This is a genomic window from Mesorhizobium sp. M1050 (assembly GCF_040318715.1).
GTDB lineage: Bacteria > Pseudomonadota > Alphaproteobacteria > Rhizobiales > Rhizobiaceae > Mesorhizobium.
Genome location: NZ_JAMYMV010000036.1, coordinates 47520 through 63273, shown reverse-complemented (window position 1 = coordinate 63273; position 15754 = coordinate 47520). Strand labels below are relative to the sequence as shown.

General features: G+C 62.0%; 13 protein-coding genes. 7 read left to right on the top strand and 6 right to left on the bottom strand.

Annotated elements, in window-relative coordinates; translation table 11 throughout:
• The 6 genes from NKH57_RS19865 to NKH57_RS19840 form a co-directional block, all read left to right on the top strand.
• Positions 1-2429, top strand: a 2429-nt coding sequence (locus NKH57_RS19865; protein ID WP_352946422.1) for a DUF5801 repeats-in-toxin domain-containing protein, incomplete at its 5' end; no start/stop codon positions are given.
• A gap of 60 nt (positions 2430-2489) precedes the next feature.
• Positions 2490-2861: a hypothetical protein gene (locus tag NKH57_RS19860; RefSeq protein WP_352946419.1), complete on the top strand. Its 372-nt coding sequence runs from the start codon at positions 2490-2492 to the stop codon at positions 2859-2861.
• Positions 2862-2893: 32 nt separating this feature from the next.
• On the top strand, positions 2894-3640 hold the full coding sequence (locus NKH57_RS19855) for a lytic transglycosylase domain-containing protein (RefSeq protein ID WP_352946435.1): 747 nt from the start codon (positions 2894-2896) through the stop codon (positions 3638-3640).
• Positions 3641-3727: 87 nt separating this feature from the next.
• Positions 3728-4993: a type 1 periplasmic-binding domain-containing protein gene (locus NKH57_RS19850; RefSeq protein ID WP_352946416.1), complete on the top strand. Its 1266-nt coding sequence runs from the start codon at positions 3728-3730 to the stop codon at positions 4991-4993.
• A 33-nt stretch (positions 4994-5026) separates the two neighbouring features.
• Positions 5027-5731 (top strand): thermonuclease family protein, encoded by a 705-nt coding sequence (locus tag NKH57_RS19845; RefSeq protein ID WP_352946413.1) that lies wholly within the window; start codon positions 5027-5029, stop codon positions 5729-5731.
• A gap of 183 nt (positions 5732-5914) precedes the next feature.
• Entirely contained in the window at positions 5915-6667 is a 753-nt protein-coding gene (locus NKH57_RS19840; RefSeq protein WP_352946410.1) for a GGDEF domain-containing protein, read from the top strand.
• Positions 6668-6737: 70 nt separating this feature from the next.
• Here the strand turns inward: NKH57_RS19840 and NKH57_RS19835 are convergent, their stop codons facing one another.
• From NKH57_RS19835 to NKH57_RS19810, 6 genes are all read right to left on the bottom strand, one after another.
• The gene (locus NKH57_RS19835) at positions 6738-8087 is read right to left on the bottom strand and encodes an HlyD family type I secretion periplasmic adaptor subunit (RefSeq protein WP_352946408.1); all 1350 of its coding nucleotides are present in this window, start codon (positions 8085-8087) and stop codon (positions 6738-6740) included.
• Positions 8084-9871: a type I secretion system permease/ATPase gene (locus tag NKH57_RS19830; RefSeq protein ID WP_352946406.1), complete on the bottom strand. Its 1788-nt coding sequence runs from the start codon at positions 9869-9871 to the stop codon at positions 8084-8086. The genes NKH57_RS19835 and NKH57_RS19830 overlap by 4 nt, the downstream gene beginning before the upstream one ends.
• A 117-nt stretch (positions 9872-9988) precedes the next feature.
• Positions 9989-12955: a DUF5801 repeats-in-toxin domain-containing protein gene (locus NKH57_RS19825; protein WP_352946404.1), complete on the bottom strand. Its 2967-nt coding sequence runs from the start codon at positions 12953-12955 to the stop codon at positions 9989-9991.
• Between the two features lie 348 nt (positions 12956-13303).
• Positions 13304-13945: a response regulator transcription factor gene (locus NKH57_RS19820; protein WP_352946401.1), complete on the bottom strand. Its 642-nt coding sequence runs from the start codon at positions 13943-13945 to the stop codon at positions 13304-13306.
• A gap of 138 nt (positions 13946-14083) precedes the next feature.
• Positions 14084-14242 carry a hypothetical protein gene (locus tag NKH57_RS19815; RefSeq protein WP_352946398.1) on the bottom strand — a complete coding sequence of 53 codons (159 nt, stop codon included), beginning with the start codon at positions 14240-14242 and terminating at the stop codon, positions 14084-14086.
• Positions 14243-14269: 27 nt separating this feature from the next.
• The gene (locus NKH57_RS19810) at positions 14270-14938 is read right to left on the bottom strand and encodes an ArsR/SmtB family transcription factor (protein ID WP_352946395.1); all 669 of its coding nucleotides are present in this window, start codon (positions 14936-14938) and stop codon (positions 14270-14272) included.
• A 70-nt stretch (positions 14939-15008) separates the two neighbouring features.
• On the opposite strand from NKH57_RS19810, the gene NKH57_RS19805 reads away from it, so the two are divergent.
• Complete coding sequence (locus NKH57_RS19805) at positions 15009-15749, top strand: MBL fold metallo-hydrolase (protein ID WP_352946393.1); 741 nt, start codon at positions 15009-15011, stop codon at positions 15747-15749.
• Positions 15750-15754: the final 5 nt, after the last annotated feature.

Genomic DNA, 15754 nt, shown 5'->3' with positions numbered 1-15754 from the left:
ACGCCGCCGATCCCAACGATGCCAAGAGCCTGTTGGCGGACAATCTGATCACGCTGACGGCAACGGTGACCGACAAGGACGGCGACACGGCGACGGCGACGGCCAATATCGGCCAGAACCTGACCTTCCTCGATGACGGTCCGTCGGTGTCGGTGGTTGCTGCTTCGGCGGTGAAGGTCGCGCTCGACGAGACGGCGACCTCGAGCGGTGTTGCCACGATCAACACGGGCGCAGTCGTGAAGGGCGATGATCCCGATGTAGCGGGCTCGGGCTATATCTCGACAGCGACCAGCCTAGGAGCTCTCGTGACCGTAAGCGCGCTGTTTGGCGCGGATGGTCCCGCGGCTTCGTCGAGCACGGTCTATGCACTGACGGTGACGAACGCCAACTCGGGCCTGACGCTGACGGACGGCTCGGCGATCAGCCTGCAACTGGTCGGCAGCGCGGTTGTCGGTGTTGTGTCCGGCGGCACTTTCAATGGCCAGGCGGCGTTTGCAATCTCGATCAATGCCGTAACAGGCGCGGTTACGGTCGAGCAGTATCTGTCGCTGGATCATCCGGCCGAAGCGACGGTCGGCAACGGCTTTAACAGTTACGACGAGACGCTGACGCTTGCCAGCGGCAGCCTCGGCGTGACCGTCGCGGTCAAGGACGGCGACAACGACACGGCGACCAGCAGCACGGCCGATGTGTCGAACCAGATTACCTTCGACGATGACGGCCCGACGGTTCTCGACAAGACGGATCTCTATTTCGCCAACAGCGGGACCGTCAGCGGCACCGGTGTGTTCGACTACTCCATCGGTGCTGACGGACATACGACGTACAGCAGCCTCAATTCTGACTTTGCCGCCATCACATTGGCCGGCACCGTGGCCGGAAACGCGATCACGACGCCGACCGTAGCCTGGGCTTCTGAAACGTCGACTCAGGCTGTCTTCAACCTCAGCTTCAGCTATCTCACGGGTGGGGTGTCTACCCATGAAACCGGCACCCTCACTTTCGACAAGGTGGCGGGAACCTACACCGTGGACCTGGCCGACCCGATCTCCGCGGTAACGATCAGTACAGTGAGCAATTCGTCTTCTATCGTCGGCTACCAGCCGGGATCCTCGACGGTTGACAACAGCCAGCCAGATGTGGCGGTAGCCCAGGTCAATACAAACCTGTTCATCCAGTTTACCGGCTATGCGGAACCGGGCAATGGCACTGGTGCCAACAACCTGCAATCGGGTTCGATTGACGGCAGCACGCTTACTTATGTGAACGGAGAACTGCTCACCCAGGATTCGGCATTCGTGTCCATCTCCGGCACGGCAAATGGCGTTGCCGGCGATACAATGGGCAAGGGTGAAGTCATGGATATGGACTTCTTCACCACGAACCCGACAGGATTTACGGGCCAGACACCCGATGCCCAGGTCGGTTCGATGTTCCTGAAGTTTGATGGCATCGGGAACTCCGAAGACTTCATCGTCATCTTGAAACTCTACGACACGGTTGCCGACACCTATACAACCAAGGCAATGTATGTCGAGAACGGCGACATCTTCAGGGGCGCGGGCCCTGGTCCGGGCATCTACTCTGGCGTAACGCTCGACAACAATGACGGCCTGTTGATCATCGAATCGAACGACTACAATGCGGCTGGTCAGCACTACGTGCTGGTGGGCGCACAGATCACTCCGACCGATGAAGGCATCACCGGCACAGCCATCAATCTCAACGGTGCTATCGGCGCCGGGGGGGCGAGCACCGGGACACAAAACCTGAGCTCCGATACCAATGATCTTGGGTTCAAGATCTCCGATATCGGTCTGGTCAGCACCACGACGACGGCCCAAAATGCCGATCTGACCTTCAACGTCACCGTGAAAGACGCGGACGGCGATACGTCACCGGCACAGCAACTGGACGTTCACGTTGTCAACGGTGTTACCTATACTGGCACGGCGGATGCCGAGACCATGCAGGGTACGGCCAATGGCGACACGCTGAACGGCAATGGAGGCAACGATATCCTGCAAGGGTTTGCCGGAGCCGATACTCTGAACGGCGGCGACGGTAACGACCTCCTCATCGGCGGCCTAGGCCAGGACACCATGACCGGCGGAGCCGGAGCCGACACGTTCAAGCTCGACAGCCTGGATATCAATGATCTCATTGTCGACTACAGCGGTGTCGGTGGGCACGGCGACAAGATCGACCTGTCGTCCTTGTTCGACACGGCTCCTGGCGGCGGCAACATCGGCAACTTCGTGAACTACGATGCGGGAACCGGCGCGCTGAGCGTCGACACGAGCGGTTCGGGAAATCCGGCCAATTTTGTCGAAGTGGCTGAACTCGTGAACCACCCCGCTGCCAACACCATCACGCTGCTCTACGACGATGGCGTAACCCAGCATACGACGACGGCAAACCTGGTTTAACGCCATGGCGCACGACCACGCGACTATGTTATACATCGCTAATATCGAGGGGAGCTCAACATGAAACGTTCTGCAAGACTGCTGGTTTCCGCTGCGACGCTGTTGCTGGCAGTCGGGTCGACGGGGTATGCCGCCGACATCATCGAAGGTCCGACGGGCGATTATTGCCGTACCGTCGGCACGTCCAACCTGGTGCTGACCGACAACATCGTCGATCTCAGGACGCAGGTGGTGAAGCTGATGGACGAGTCGGTGGCGGCCGCCAACAGTTCGGAGTGGATCAACTCGTCCCGGCCCGTCTTTGTCTGGGCGTCAGAGGCCAAGGTCGCTTGCGGCATGGCTTACGGCTACCTGAAGACGAACTACAAGGACGAAGACACGCTCAACAAATGCGAGTGTTTTCACGATCGCATGGTCGAGTACATGCACTGACCGGATAGGCGAAGTCACGCCTGTTGGCCGTCATGACAGCCGACGGATCATTTTTGGGCGCGATCGCCGGTGCGGTCGCGTTGATCGGCTTTGGCCAGACGGTCACGCCGGCCCGCGCCAACTGGCTGGAACGACCTTCCGTGGAACAGTCCTCCAATCCGGTGCGACCGGTGCACTGTGAGGCGGCCACGCAGTGGACCCGGCAGACATTCAAGGCGTTTGCCAGTTGCCAGGCATCGATCTATGGCCTGGAGCCGCTGCTGGCGCATGCCGTCATGGAGATCGAAAGCGGGTTCGATCCCGACGTGCAGGGCGCCGATGGCGAAGTCGGCCTGATGCAGGTAATGCCGGCGACGGCCAGGATGCTCGGCTTTCGAGGCTCCCTGGACGATTTGAGCGCACCGGCGACCAACATCGCGCTGGGGGTCAGATATCTTGCGCAGGCCAACAGGCTGGCCGCCGGCGATCTGTGCACCACCGTCATGAAATATCGCGCCGGGCACAGTGAAAGCCGGTTCTCGGCACTTTCGGTGCTCTACTGTCAGCGTGCGCGGGCAATCCTGGCAAGGGACGGCATCGACGTGACCGGCCCGTTGCCGGTGGCATCCTTCGGCTTTTCCGCATTTTCGCCAAGTGGCGGAGCTCCTGCCCAGGGAAAAAATGTGTGCGTGCGCCGTGTGTTCGTTCCCGGGCCGCGATACATGAAATGCGCCGACTACCGGAGTGCCGGGCAGGCACGACAGATCAAGGCGCTCAGGGCCAGGCTTTTCGGCGGTTAAAAGAAATGCAGACGGCACGGCAAGTCCGCCGTAACATGACTTGAGGGCCAGACCGGGAAGCCGGCGGCAAATAGGGGTTGAGCATTCATGGAAGCTGGCCGACAGGTCCATTGTCCACGGACATGGGCAATCGCCCTTGCGCTCGCCGCCATGGTGTCGGGCTGCCAATCGAAAGATCGCGTTTCCGAAGCGCTCGGTCCGGCGGCGGTTGCCGTACCTGCCGGGCAGAAGGGCGCCGCTGTTGCGGTACCTGCCGGGCAGAACGGCGCCGCTGTTGCCGTACCTGCCGGGCAAAATGGCGCCGCTGTCGCCGGTCCAGTCCAGGCGACCCAGTCGCTGGGCACCGGTCCGACGAAGATCACCATGCTGCTGCCGCTGTCCGCCGCCGGAACGGCAGGCGAAAACGGCAGGAAGATGCTCGACGCCACCAAGCTGGCGATGACGGATATCGGCAATGGGTTGCTTACGCTGACGGTAGAGGACACCAGAGGCGACAGCACGCTGGCCAGCAAACTGGCGATAACCGCCATAACGACTGGGTCGAAGGCCGTCATCGGCCCGACCGAACTGCCGGCAGCCCAGCATATTGCCACGCTGTCGGGATCGACGCGGCCACCGGTCCTGGCGCTTGCCGATAATTTCGCCGGCGGCGCCGGGGTTTATGCCGTGCCGCTTGGCGAAGCGGACAGCGCTGCGGCGGGCGCCGCGGGACTGGCGGCGAAAGGCAGCAAGAAGTTCGTCCTGCTTGTCGCAGCAGGCCAAAACGCCGGCGCTATCGAAAAGCGCGTCGCAAACAGCCTCAGCATCTACGGCGCGACACTGGCGGTCACCGTCCCGTATTCGGTCGGCGACGGTGGCGCGAAGGCGGTCGACGATATGGGCTCGCTGGTGGAAGCTCCCGACGCCGTCGTCGTCGCCAGCGGCGATGGCAGTCCGTCAGCCATCCTTGCCGCCCTCAAATCAAAGGGCATTCCGGGGAAGAAAATCTCCGTCGTCGGGACGAACCGCTGGCTGGACCGTCCGATGGATCCGCTGTTCGAGGGGGCCTATATCGCCACGCTCGATCCGCGCGAAACCGGGCCGATCGCCGACCGTTTCATGACCGCATACAACTACCCGGCCGACGTCAATGTGGCCTACGCCTATGATATGGTTGCCCTGACCGCGGGGATTGCCAGCGCGGTCGGGCCTGAAGGCTTCAGCAAGAAAATTCTCGAAAACCCAAACGGGTTTCGTGGATCGACAGGCCTGTTCCGGTTTCGGGCCGACGGATCCAGCGAGCGATCGATGCCGTTCTATCGGATTGAAAAAGGTGCTCTCAAGCTGGTTGCAAAATCGACGTCGGGTTTCTGATCGGCGCCAGGCCTTGAGGACCTGTTCGGGCTGATGGGCGGGTTTGTCCACAGCCGCCAGGCGATCGGGCTCGGAAGCCTGCTGCTTCTGGCCGGCATCCTGCTGATCGGTCGAGCCGGGGCTTTGCTTTCGGTCGACCGGCCTGTCCTGGCGCCTTCGCAGGATGGTGACGACACGCAGCCAATCCGACCGGCCGCGGCAATTATCGACGCACAACGCCGAGGGCCGGCGCGCAAGGTTGCTCAAGACCTCATCGCGCCGCCACGGCTCGATCCCGCGGAGATCGAACGGGTCGAGCCCCGCCCGCCGCTCAGCGAGCTCGGGCTCGCCGTGGCCCCGAAAACGCCGATGCCTGGGGACTGGCGGGAGGTCTTGCTCTACCGCCCGATTGCGACATCGTCGGCGATGTTCGAATCCATGGGCCGGAAGGTGATCATCAGCGGGGTGCAAGGCATCGAGCTCGAGAGATCCTGCTCGTTCCACGACGTCACCTGGCCATGCGGTCAGCGCGCACGCGCCGCCTTCAATTCCTGGCTGAGGGGACGCGCGTTGAAATGTTTCGTGCCGCCGGACGTCGAGCGTTTTGCCATCGCCGCACCGTGCAGCCTGGGCAAGCAGGATGTCGGCGCCTGGCTTGTCTCCAACGGCTGGGCCACGGCGCTGCCGAACGGCCTCTATGGCAAGGCGGAAGCGACAGCCAGGGGTGCGGAGATGGGCATGTTTGGCCCAGCGCAATAGCCGGCCATTTCAGGCTCGATATTTTGTTTGTTAACCGTCTGGGCGCAGTTTTCCCTTGGACGAGCCGGTTTCGTCCGCAGCCTTGATGGGGTCATCGCGCAATCGATTAAATTGCGAGGTTCCTTGAAACTGAAATTGCAACACACCGGCCTTATTACCTGCCCATCCACAGGAGATCGGCCAGTGACGAATATATCGGCGAGCACCACCGCCCCAGCATGGAAAGGCGCCGTTTGGCTGACCTTTCTGGGAACCACGGGAATCCTGGCCCTTTCCGTCGGCCTCAATTATCTGCTGCTGTTCTCGGAGGCGCTGACGCCCTTTGGGCGCAGCATGATCACGGCAATCCTGCTGCCTGTTATCCTTGGCGTTCCGCTTTTTCTGTTCATTGGATTGAAGCAGATCGAGGTCCGTCACTATCGCCGGGAACTCGACAAGTCGGCAACTTTCGACACCATGACCGGCTGCCTGAACGGAGCGGTGTTCACATCGATGGTCGAACGAAGAACAGCAAGGCCATTGTCGCCGGGGCCGAGATCCGGCGCCTTCCTGGTCATCCATTCGGAACAGCTGCGGTCCATCAACCTGCGCTTTGGCCTTGAATGGGGCGACGAGGCCTTGCGGCTGGTCGCCTCGACCATACGATCGTCGGTGCGTGCGGAGGACCTGGTTGGACGTATAGGGGCCTCGATGTTCGGGGTCTTCCTCTCAGGCGCCACCGAAGCGGAAGCCAGCGAAATCGGCGAGCGTATCCGGTCGCGCATCGCGCAAGTCTATTTCGCACCAAAAGGAACCGAGGATGCGCTGAGCGTCAAGGTCGGCGGCGTGGTGTTCGAAGACGAGGTGGAGTTCGCGGACATGTTCCGCTCCGTCGAGCAGCGCATGGCCGTCGTCCAGGACGGAGCCGCGTTCGAACTGACGCATCTCCACAGCTGATCGCCGGGCGCCAGCGCCATTTAGCCGGGGGATCGGCTTCTTATCTCGCCTGGAAGCCTTTGGCCTATGGCTATTTTTCCCGCATCGCGCGGCGGAAGTTCTGCGTGATCGGCTCGGCGAGGTAAGAAAGCACGGTGCGAGCACCCGTTCGGATCATGGCCTCGCTCGACATGCCGGGCAGCAGCTTGCGGCCCTCCAGCTTGGCGAGTTCGCTCTTGTCGATCAATACGGTCGCGGCGAAATACGGTGCCCCGCTGCGCTCCTCCACCATGCGGTCAGCCGACACGATCTCTACGACGCCCTCGAGCGGCGGCAGGTTGTAGCGGGCAAAGGCCGGGAAGCTGACGTGCGCGGGCTGTCCGGGGGCGATCGTCTCGACATCCTCGGGCTTGACCATGGCCTCGACCACGAGTTGCTGTCCAAGCGGCACGACCGTCATCAATGTCTCACCGGGTTTCACGACGCCGCCTGCCGTATGGACCTTCAGATCCATGACGATGCCGTCAACCGGTGCGACAACATTGGTACGGGTAAGCACGTCCTTGGCGGAGCGCTCTTGCTGTCCGAGATCGAACAACTCCGCCTCGATCTTGCTCAACTCATCGACGGCCTCGTTCAGCCGCACCGTGTCGAGGTTCAAGACTTGCATGTCGATCTCGGCCATGGCGCTTCTGGCGCGAGCGATTGCCGCGACGTTGGTGGCGCGCTCCCCCTCCATCGCCCGCTGTTGTCGTCTGAGCAACAGGTTCCGCTCGCGGGTGGTCAGCCCCTTCGCGAGCAGGCTCTCAAGGTCTTTGCTTTCACCCTCGATCGCCTCGATCTGCTTGTCCTCGGTGACGATGAGCTCCTGCAGCCCCGTTACCTCATCCTCGGTCTGGTGACGGCGCTGGCTGAGAATTTCCCGCTCGTCCGTCAAATTGTGGTGCTTTGCCGCGAACACGTCACGCTGTGCGGCCACCGCATCCTTCACGGCCTTGGCGGGGTTTGCGAGCAGCGCCGGGTCGAACTCGATCTCGGCCTTGCCGTCGCGCTCGGCCCTGAGACGCGCAGCCAGCGCTTCACGCGTTGCTATCCGGTTCTGGAGCAGGTCAAGCTGCGCCTTTGCCTGCGTGTCATCTAGGCGGACGAGGACCTTGCCCGCCTTGACGATATCACCGTTGGCGGCGTTCAACTCCGCGATGATGCCGCCCTCGAGATGCTGGATGAGCTTGCGGTCGCCGGCGACCTTGACAATGCCCGGTGCCACTGCGGCGCTGTCCAATGGTGCCAGCGCCGCCCAGCCCCCGGCGACGCCGAAGAACAGGAACATGATCGCGAACCCGGTGAACTTCACGCCGCCCAGACGCAGGGGTATCGGTTCCAGGAGGGAGGGCGGCGCGACGGGCAATGGCACGACGTTCAATGCTGGGGAACGGCTCATGCTTCCTTGACCTCTTTGCTGTCGTCGACTTCCTTGACTTCCTTGACCACTTCGAGGGTTGGCAACTGGACTGCCTTTGGCATCTGGGTGACCTTGCGGGCGCGGTTGGCGAGTTCGCCGAACACGGCGTCGCGCGGCCCGAACAGGTCCTGTGCGCCGTGGCTAAGCACCAACACCTTGTCGACTTTTTCCAAAATGCTTGGCCGGTGCGAGATCAGGATCAGCGTCGTACCTGCCGCCTTGAGCCCGCCGATGACTGTCGCCAGTGCTTGCTCTCCCTCGTGGTCGAGATTGGAGTTGGGTTCATCGAGGATAAGGAGGGCCGGCTCACCGTAGAGCGCCCGCGCCAGCCCGATGCGCTGGCGTTGCCCGCCGGACAATGCCGCGCCACCTTCGCCGATCTCGGTGGCGTAGCCCTTCGGCAACCCCTTGATCAGTTCGTGGACGCCGGCCAACTGCGCGGCCTTGACCACATTGTTGAAGACCGCAGGGTTGAGCGACGCAAAACGGGCGATGTTCTCGGAGACGGTGCCGGCGAAGAGCTCGATGTCCTGTGGCAAATAGCCGACGTGTCGACCCCTGTCCTCGGCCGCCCATTCGACAACGCTCATGCCGTCAAGCAAGGCACGCCCTCCGGTCGGCCGCCAGGTACCAGCCAGTACTCGCGCCAGACTCGTCTTGCCCGCCGCGCTTGGTCCGACCAATGCCATCGCTTCACCGGGCTTGAGTTGGAAGCTGATGCCTCGCAGGATCGGTTCGCCGCCTTGCCTGGCGAGCATAATGTTCTCGGCCTCGAACCTGCCTTTCGGGCGCGGCAGCGGCAGAGCCGGTGTGGCCTCAGGTCGCTGACCGGCCAATGCGACGAGACGCTTGTACGCAGCCCGTGCCCCGATCGTTGCCTTCCATGTGCCGATCGCCTGTTCAACCGGGGCCAACGCGCGACCCATCAGGATTGAGGCGGAGATCATAATACCGGGTGAAGCCTCGTTTTTCAGCACAAGATATGCGCCGAGGCCAAGAACGGCCATCTGCAGGGCCAGCCGGAAAGCGCGCGCGAGGGCCGAGATGGTGGTGGAACGGTTGCTGGCGAGGGATTGTCCTCTGTTTGCCTCGTCCTGCTGGGCCTTCCAGCTCTCTAGCAGGGGATTCAGCATGCCCATGGCCTGGACGACCTCGGCGTTGCGGATCGTTTGCTCGGCCTGCATGTAAGCCCGCGTTTGGGCGATTGCGGCTTCCGTTAGTGGCTTGCGGGTCAGGTACTCGGTGAGCAACGCCAACGCGAACAGCACGATACCGCCGCAGGTTGCAAGCCAGCCCAGCCAAGGGTGCATGAGGAAGATAGCGCCTAGGAAAATCGGTGCCCAGGGTGCGTCGAGGATCGGGTAGATGCTCGGGCTGGTGAAGAAATTCCGCACCTGGTCGAGGTCACGCAGCGCACGGGCGTTGATCTGACCGGGCGCCGAGGCGGCGTATTCAACCGATGCGGTCAGGAGAACCGGAGCCAGGCGCCCGTTCAGCCAAGCCCCGACCTTGGCCAGAAGACGCGCGCGCACCACCTCCAGCCCCGCCATTGTGGCGATCGCCGCCCCCGCCATCAGCGACAGCATCACCAACGTCTCCAGGCTGTGGCTGCCCAACACGCGATGATAGACCTGGAGCATGTAGAACGCGCCGGTCAGCATCAATATGTTGATGCCGGCGCTGAACCAGACAAGCGGTCTTATGGCGCGCCTGGCTTCCTTCATCACCGCCTGCAGGGCAGAGGGACGTGGCGATTTCATCATGATATATCTGCCCTGTGTGCCAGTGGACGCCTTGAGTTGGGCCGGTTTGCGCGCGGAGCGAGATTATCTCCGCATAGAGGCGGGAGGCGGCGTGGACCGCCTCCCGTTGGTCAGATGCTAGGCGATGACGTCAACCGCCAGGTGCTGGATGCCCGTCGTGTCGCCGTCGGCGTCCTGGATGTTGACCGCGAAATCGAGGTGAGCGCCGATCTGCCCGGAAGTCGTCTGGATGAAGCCGATATCCGTGATCTTGAGGACGTCGTTGTCCACGGCTCCCCACGATTGCAGTGGGCCGGTCACTGGGCTGTTACCCTCCACCGCGACGGTGTTCGGGTCGTCGGTCAGCTTGGTCAGGTTGATGCCAGATCCCGTCAGCCCGTTGCTGGACTGCATGATCTGCATACCCTGGATTGAGAAGTTCTCGCCGATAGCGGCGTTGTTGTAATCACCCTTCTCGATGATCACCAGACCGTCGTTGTTGTCGAGCGAGAACTCCGTGCTGTACGGGGACGGCACAGTGTTCCCCTTGAAGAAGTCTGCGTTATCCACGACGATCGACCGCGTCGTGTGGACGTCGTCGGCGGTAGATGCTGTGCCCTTGTTGTCGATCAGGTCGAGGACCACGATGAGGTTCTCGCTGTTGCCGATGCCGTCGAACTTGATGGCAATAGCATCCACCTTGTCAGTCGGCACGATCTTCTCGGTACCACCACCGGGGGCGCCGGGGTTGACGTCGCCGAGGATGTTCTCGTTGAAGAACCGGAGGGTGAGCAGTTCGCCCTTCTGGATCGTGTCACCGGCCACGCCGTTGGTCGACTGCGTGGCGGAAACCCAGTCCTCAAAAGCACTCGTGACGAACTGACCGTTGTTGAACGTGGTGTCCCCGGCGATAGGGTTACCGTCGCCCGTCCCGTTAAACCCGAAGGGGCTACCGTTGGGGTTCGAATTCGCCGTGAACTGCACGTAGAACCCGTCGCTATCTGCCGGGTTAGGGCCAGTATCAGCGTGATCCAACTCCGTCACCACGAGTTCGGGGTGGCCGGTGTTGCCGGGAGGTGCTTTCGCCAACAGCTCCGAAGAGTGGAAGACGTTGAAGCTGAACCCGTCGACCACATCGTTCAACTGGATGGAGTACGTGCCCGCAGTCTTGTCGAAGGTCAACGTGCCACCCGCCGTCGCGTCCTGCACGCCGGCCGTGATCGGATCCTTGTCGTAATGGAACGAGAAGGCGAACGTTGCGCTGGTGGCACTCTCCGAAGTGAGTGACGTCGAGACGTTGGTGATGTTCGGGTTCTGCACGTTGTCCACCGTACCGGTCAGCACCAGCCGCTGGGTACCCGCCGTGACGGGATCGGCATCACCGAAGTCCGAGCCACCGCCCGTGTAGAACGCCGCCAAGTGACCGTCCGCGCCGATGCTGAACTTGAAGTCACCGGTGGCCGGCGTGCCGACGACGTTATGCAGGGTTTCCGGTGATTGGATACCTGCCGTGCCGGGGTCAGCATCGAACGGCTTGATGATCGTCGGGCCGTCATCCGTAAAGACAAGGTTCTGGCCGATGTTGACGAACGCCGACGCCTGGTCCCCGTCCTTATCGGTTATGGTGGCGGTGAGCTTGATAAGGTTGTCCGCCGTCAACGTCTCGGTGTCGTTCGGCCCGTTGTTGGGATCATGTATAATCGCCCGATCCTGGTTGAGCGTCACAACGCCAAAGGCGTCCACGCTGGCCGTGAAGACCAGAAGACCGCCGACTGCGGTGCGACCCTCGACAGCCCCACCGTTGACCGTCAAGTTGACAGCCTCACCGGAAAGCGTGTCGACAAGACCGCTGTTGACACCCGACACGCTCACACTGAGCGCGTAAGTTGTGGTCCCGGCCCCATCAGCGCCGTAGAGACCCGTGAAGTTTGACGAGTAGTCGGCGGTCGAGTTGTCCGCTAGATTGGTCTCATCAACCGTGGCGCTGGCCTCTGCCCCCCCTGCGCTGATGCTCGGAGCGTCGTCCTTGAAGACAAGGTTCTTGCCGATGTTGATGGCTTGGGCGTCAGTGTCGCCGTCCGCGTCGATGGCGGTCGCCGTCAGGGTGATCAGGTTGGCGGCTGCCAGTGTCGTGGACTGGTCCGGTCCGGTGTCCGGCGTATGCTGGACCGCGCGAAGCTGGTCGAGCGTGACGTTACCGCCGCCGTCCACTGACACCGTGAACACCAACGCGCCACCGGCGGTGCGGCCTTCGATAATTGAGCCGACCTTGGTCAGGAGAGCTTCTTGACCTGTCGCCACGTCGAAGATACCCGACTGAGTGGCAGCGCCGGGGACGTTCAGGGCGTAGGTAACACCGGCGGCACCAGGACCGTCAGTACCGAAATCAGTGCTGAACACGACCGAGAAATCGCCGGTGGGGTTCGTGCTCAACGTCGTATCATCGGCGGTGAGGGTGGGTGCAGGGGTACCGGAGAGAGTGACGTCCGGGCCGTCGTCGTCAACTTTGATGGCGTCGCCGACCGGTGTGTTGGTTTCGGCCAACACACGGATTTTCAGTATGTCACTGAAATCTACCGTATCGTCGGGGTTGGGATTGACCGGGTGAGCCAGCGCCTCGAAGGTGATCGACTGCACCGCGGCCGACGTGTTGGTGGCGTTAGGGTCGAGGTAGAAGGCCGCGACGACTTCGCCATCACTGATGCTGACGTTACTGTTGGTCGCGAGCACGACGTTGTGGTTAGCAGGGTCGCGCCACAGATAGATGAAGTCCCCGTCGACCGTCGTCATCGGCGTTACACCGTCGTTCAGGTAGACCTGCGTGCCGTTGACGGAGGCGAACTCCATGAGGGCGATAGTTTCGTTGGCACCGGGGATCACAGTGACTAGACCGGGCTGGCTCGCCGCCTCCACGTCGTCGGCGTAAAGCAGCTGCCCCGCGTCGAGCCCGAGACCGTTGAGGTAAGCCACAAAAGCAGTAGAGAGGTCAGTGCTGGAAATGAGACCGGCAGTGACATCAATCTGGACGTCGTCGCCGTCTGCGCCGGTCTGTAGACCGGAAGTCTGGTCAAGCACCAACTCGCCATTGATGATAGTGGTAGCCATGATGTTCATCCTTTCCGGGATGGTTGACTAAATACGCGCTCGGCTCGGACTCACGCTCGCGCGGGGTCCACCTGTTTGTTTTTGGAAAGCCCCTCTTCCCCATGATTCCGCCCCGAACCCTAGCCCGTGGGCGTCATGGCGTGCTGACTTCGGCCCACCAAACCTCATCGTGCCGCCTACACAGAGGGCGCGTCCATTCTCGCTTCGGTAGTATTGAGGTTAATGGCCGTACCTGATCGAACGATATATATCCTTCGATAGCTCAGGCCGGCGGTTGCACAGGCATTGCCGTCAGGCGGCTTTCCGGCCCGTTGGCGGCATCATGTCGACGTCAGTTGAAAGGGATGGTCAGATCAGGCCGGTTCGGCCTGGACGCTCGGCGTCTTTGCCATGCGCCATCCAGGCCAGCTCCGCCCGGCCGCCGAGGCGCAGCTTCTCGTAGACGTGGTGCAGATGCATCTTCACCGTGCCTTCGGATACGTTCAGCCGCTGGGCAATGGCCTTGTTGCGCAACCCGCGCGAGACGAGATCGGCGATTTCAGTCTCCCGTCCGGTCAGTCTGGACATCGGCTCTGGCTGCGTTTCCGGCATCAGCAGTTGCTGGACGATCTTGTTATCGATCCATTTCTTGCCTGTCGCCACCGCGCTCACGCATTCGAGGAGATAGCGGTGGCTGATGCCCTCCAGCACCAGGCCGTCGCTGTCGAGCGCCTGTATGTCCTTGACGTCGATCCTGCCGGCCGGCTGGACGATGAAGATGATGCCGAGAGCGCTGCTGCAGGCCTTCAGCCGGGCCGAAAGACCGGTCGTCTCCGGATCCGCCATATCCAGGCCGACGATGACGATGTCCGGCCGATGGCGCTCCACGTGAGGAACCACGTCGACAGGGCGGCGGCACTGGGCGACAACATCGTGTCCAGCCTTCTGCAACACCCACTCCAGACCGGCGAGATACACCCCCCGCGGGTCGGCGATAACCAAAGTCGACATACCAACACCGCCCGACCAATACCGCCCGAAAAAACGCAACGAACTTGGTTAAATACCCGTTAAACCACGAAACCAGAGCTCATGCCTATTGTCAAGTAAACACTAATATAGTGACTGCTATAATAGCGACGGAGTCTTTCAGACCGGCGCGGGCTCGGCAGGCACGGGTAGGGGCCGCAGGCCTTTCTGCCGCCGCGCCCCACGCAGCATGTTTTCAACCTGAAACACGGGCTCGGCCGAATAATCGTTCAGCTCAAGCAGCGGCGACTGCGGAATTGGCGGCGTCATATTGTTCATCCAAAGATCTTTGGATGCGGGACCACTTCAGGCTGCTGCCTCAACTGGAAGGCCTGCGGCCTTCCATTCGGGATAGCCGTCCTCGAGCCGGTGAACGACATACCCTCGCATCCGCAATGCCGCGACGGCCTCGAACGACAGAACGCAATAGGGACCACGGCAATAGGCGATGACCTCCCGGTTCGCGGGAAGCTCCGCCAGCCGGCGTTCGAGTTCAGCGAGCGGGATGTTGAGCGCGCCCGGAAGATGTCCAAGCGCAAATTCGTCCTCCGAGCGGACGTCGAGAACCGTGACAAGGCCGTCATGCAGCCTTGAGACAAGGTCTTCGCGCGACACAGGCTCCAGGGCGTCGCGCGCGTGGAAGTAGTCCGTCATCACGCGGTTGACCTCGGCGACGTTCCGCTCGCCCACGCGCCCCAGGGCCTTCATCAATTCAACCACCTGGGCATCCCCGGCAAGACGATAAAGCACATGCTTGCCGTGCCGCTGCGCCTCGACAAGCCGCGCGCGCCGAAGAATTTGAAGGTGGCGCGAGGCGTTGGCGAAGTTGAGACCAGCCCGTGCCGCAAGTCCCTCGACGCTGCGTTCACCCTGGGCGAGGTGCTCAAGCAATTCCAGCCGGTGTGCATGCCCGAGAGCTTGAGCCACTTCGGCAAGGCTGGCGAAAATCGCCTGTTTTGGCCCGATGCTTGACATGCGATCTTCTCAGTGAAACATTCAGCAGAATAATTGAATAATATCTCGGGCGAGGTAGGGAGCGCAAGTCATGATCCTCCGTCAATTCCTCCATTCCGATCCCGTTGCAGCATCTTACCTGTTCGGCTGCGGTGGAAAATCCGCCGCCGCGGTCGTCGATCCGGTCGGCGACATCGCGCCTTATCTCGAAGTTGCCGAGGCAACCGGCATGCGTATCCTCTACGTGGTCGACACGCACATTCATGCCGACCACATTTCCGCCGGGCGCTCACTTGCCGCCGCTTCGGGTGCGCAATACGTGCTCTTCGAAGGCGCGGAAGCCGGGTTCCCGTTTTTGCGTGCCAAGGACGGTGAGGTGCTCGAGCTCGGCAATGTGACCATGACCGTGATGCACACACCCGGGCATACGCCGGAGCACATCTCGCTCCTGGTCACCGACAGGACGCGCGCGGCGGAGCCATGGTTCGTGCTGACAGGCCACACGCTCATGGTTGGCGACCTCGGGCGAACCGAACTCGCAACCAGCGCCGAGGCCGGCGCGCGGACGCTGTTTTCCAGCGTACGGCGCCTCAAGCAACTGCCGGATCACGTCGAGGTGCTGCCGGGCGCCTACTCCGGCTCGGTCTGCGGGCGCTCGCTCAGTGGCAAGCCGACATCGACGATCGGCTTCGAGAAGCGCTTCAACAAAGCATTCCGCATCGAGGACGAGGAGGCTTTCGTCGCCACGATGATCGCAGACATACCGCCCCCGCCGCCGCAAGCGGCGCGCAACCGCGCCGCTAATGCCGGCTTGGCTGCTGCTGCCGCCTGACCGAT

Excerpts from the sequence above, each read along its gene's own strand:
- NKH57_RS19810 (WP_352946395.1), bottom strand. The coding sequence starts at position 14,938 with ATGTCAAGCATCGGGCCAAAACAGGCGATTTTCGCCAGCCTTGCCGAA.
- NKH57_RS19805 (WP_352946393.1), top strand. The coding sequence starts at position 15,009 with ATGATCCTCCGTCAATTCCTCCATTCCGATCCCGTTGCAGCATCTTAC.
- NKH57_RS19845 (WP_352946413.1), top strand. The coding sequence starts at position 5,027 with ATGGGCGGGTTTGTCCACAGCCGCCAGGCGATCGGGCTCGGAAGCCTG.
- NKH57_RS19820 (WP_352946401.1), bottom strand. The coding sequence starts at position 13,945 with ATGTCGACTTTGGTTATCGCCGACCCGCGGGGGGTGTATCTCGCCGGT.
- NKH57_RS19825 (WP_352946404.1), bottom strand. The coding sequence starts at position 12,955 with ATGGCTACCACTATCATCAATGGCGAGTTGGTGCTTGACCAGACTTCC.
- NKH57_RS19815 (WP_352946398.1), bottom strand. The coding sequence starts at position 14,242 with ATGAACAATATGACGCCGCCAATTCCGCAGTCGCCGCTGCTTGAGCTG.
- NKH57_RS19850 (WP_352946416.1), top strand. The coding sequence starts at position 3,728 with ATGGAAGCTGGCCGACAGGTCCATTGTCCACGGACATGGGCAATCGCC.
- NKH57_RS19860 (WP_352946419.1), top strand. The coding sequence starts at position 2,490 with ATGAAACGTTCTGCAAGACTGCTGGTTTCCGCTGCGACGCTGTTGCTG.
- NKH57_RS19855 (WP_352946435.1), top strand. The coding sequence starts at position 2,894 with ATGACAGCCGACGGATCATTTTTGGGCGCGATCGCCGGTGCGGTCGCG.
- NKH57_RS19835 (WP_352946408.1), bottom strand. The coding sequence starts at position 8,087 with ATGAGCCGTTCCCCAGCATTGAACGTCGTGCCATTGCCCGTCGCGCCG.
- NKH57_RS19830 (WP_352946406.1), bottom strand. The coding sequence starts at position 9,871 with ATGATGAAATCGCCACGTCCCTCTGCCCTGCAGGCGGTGATGAAGGAA.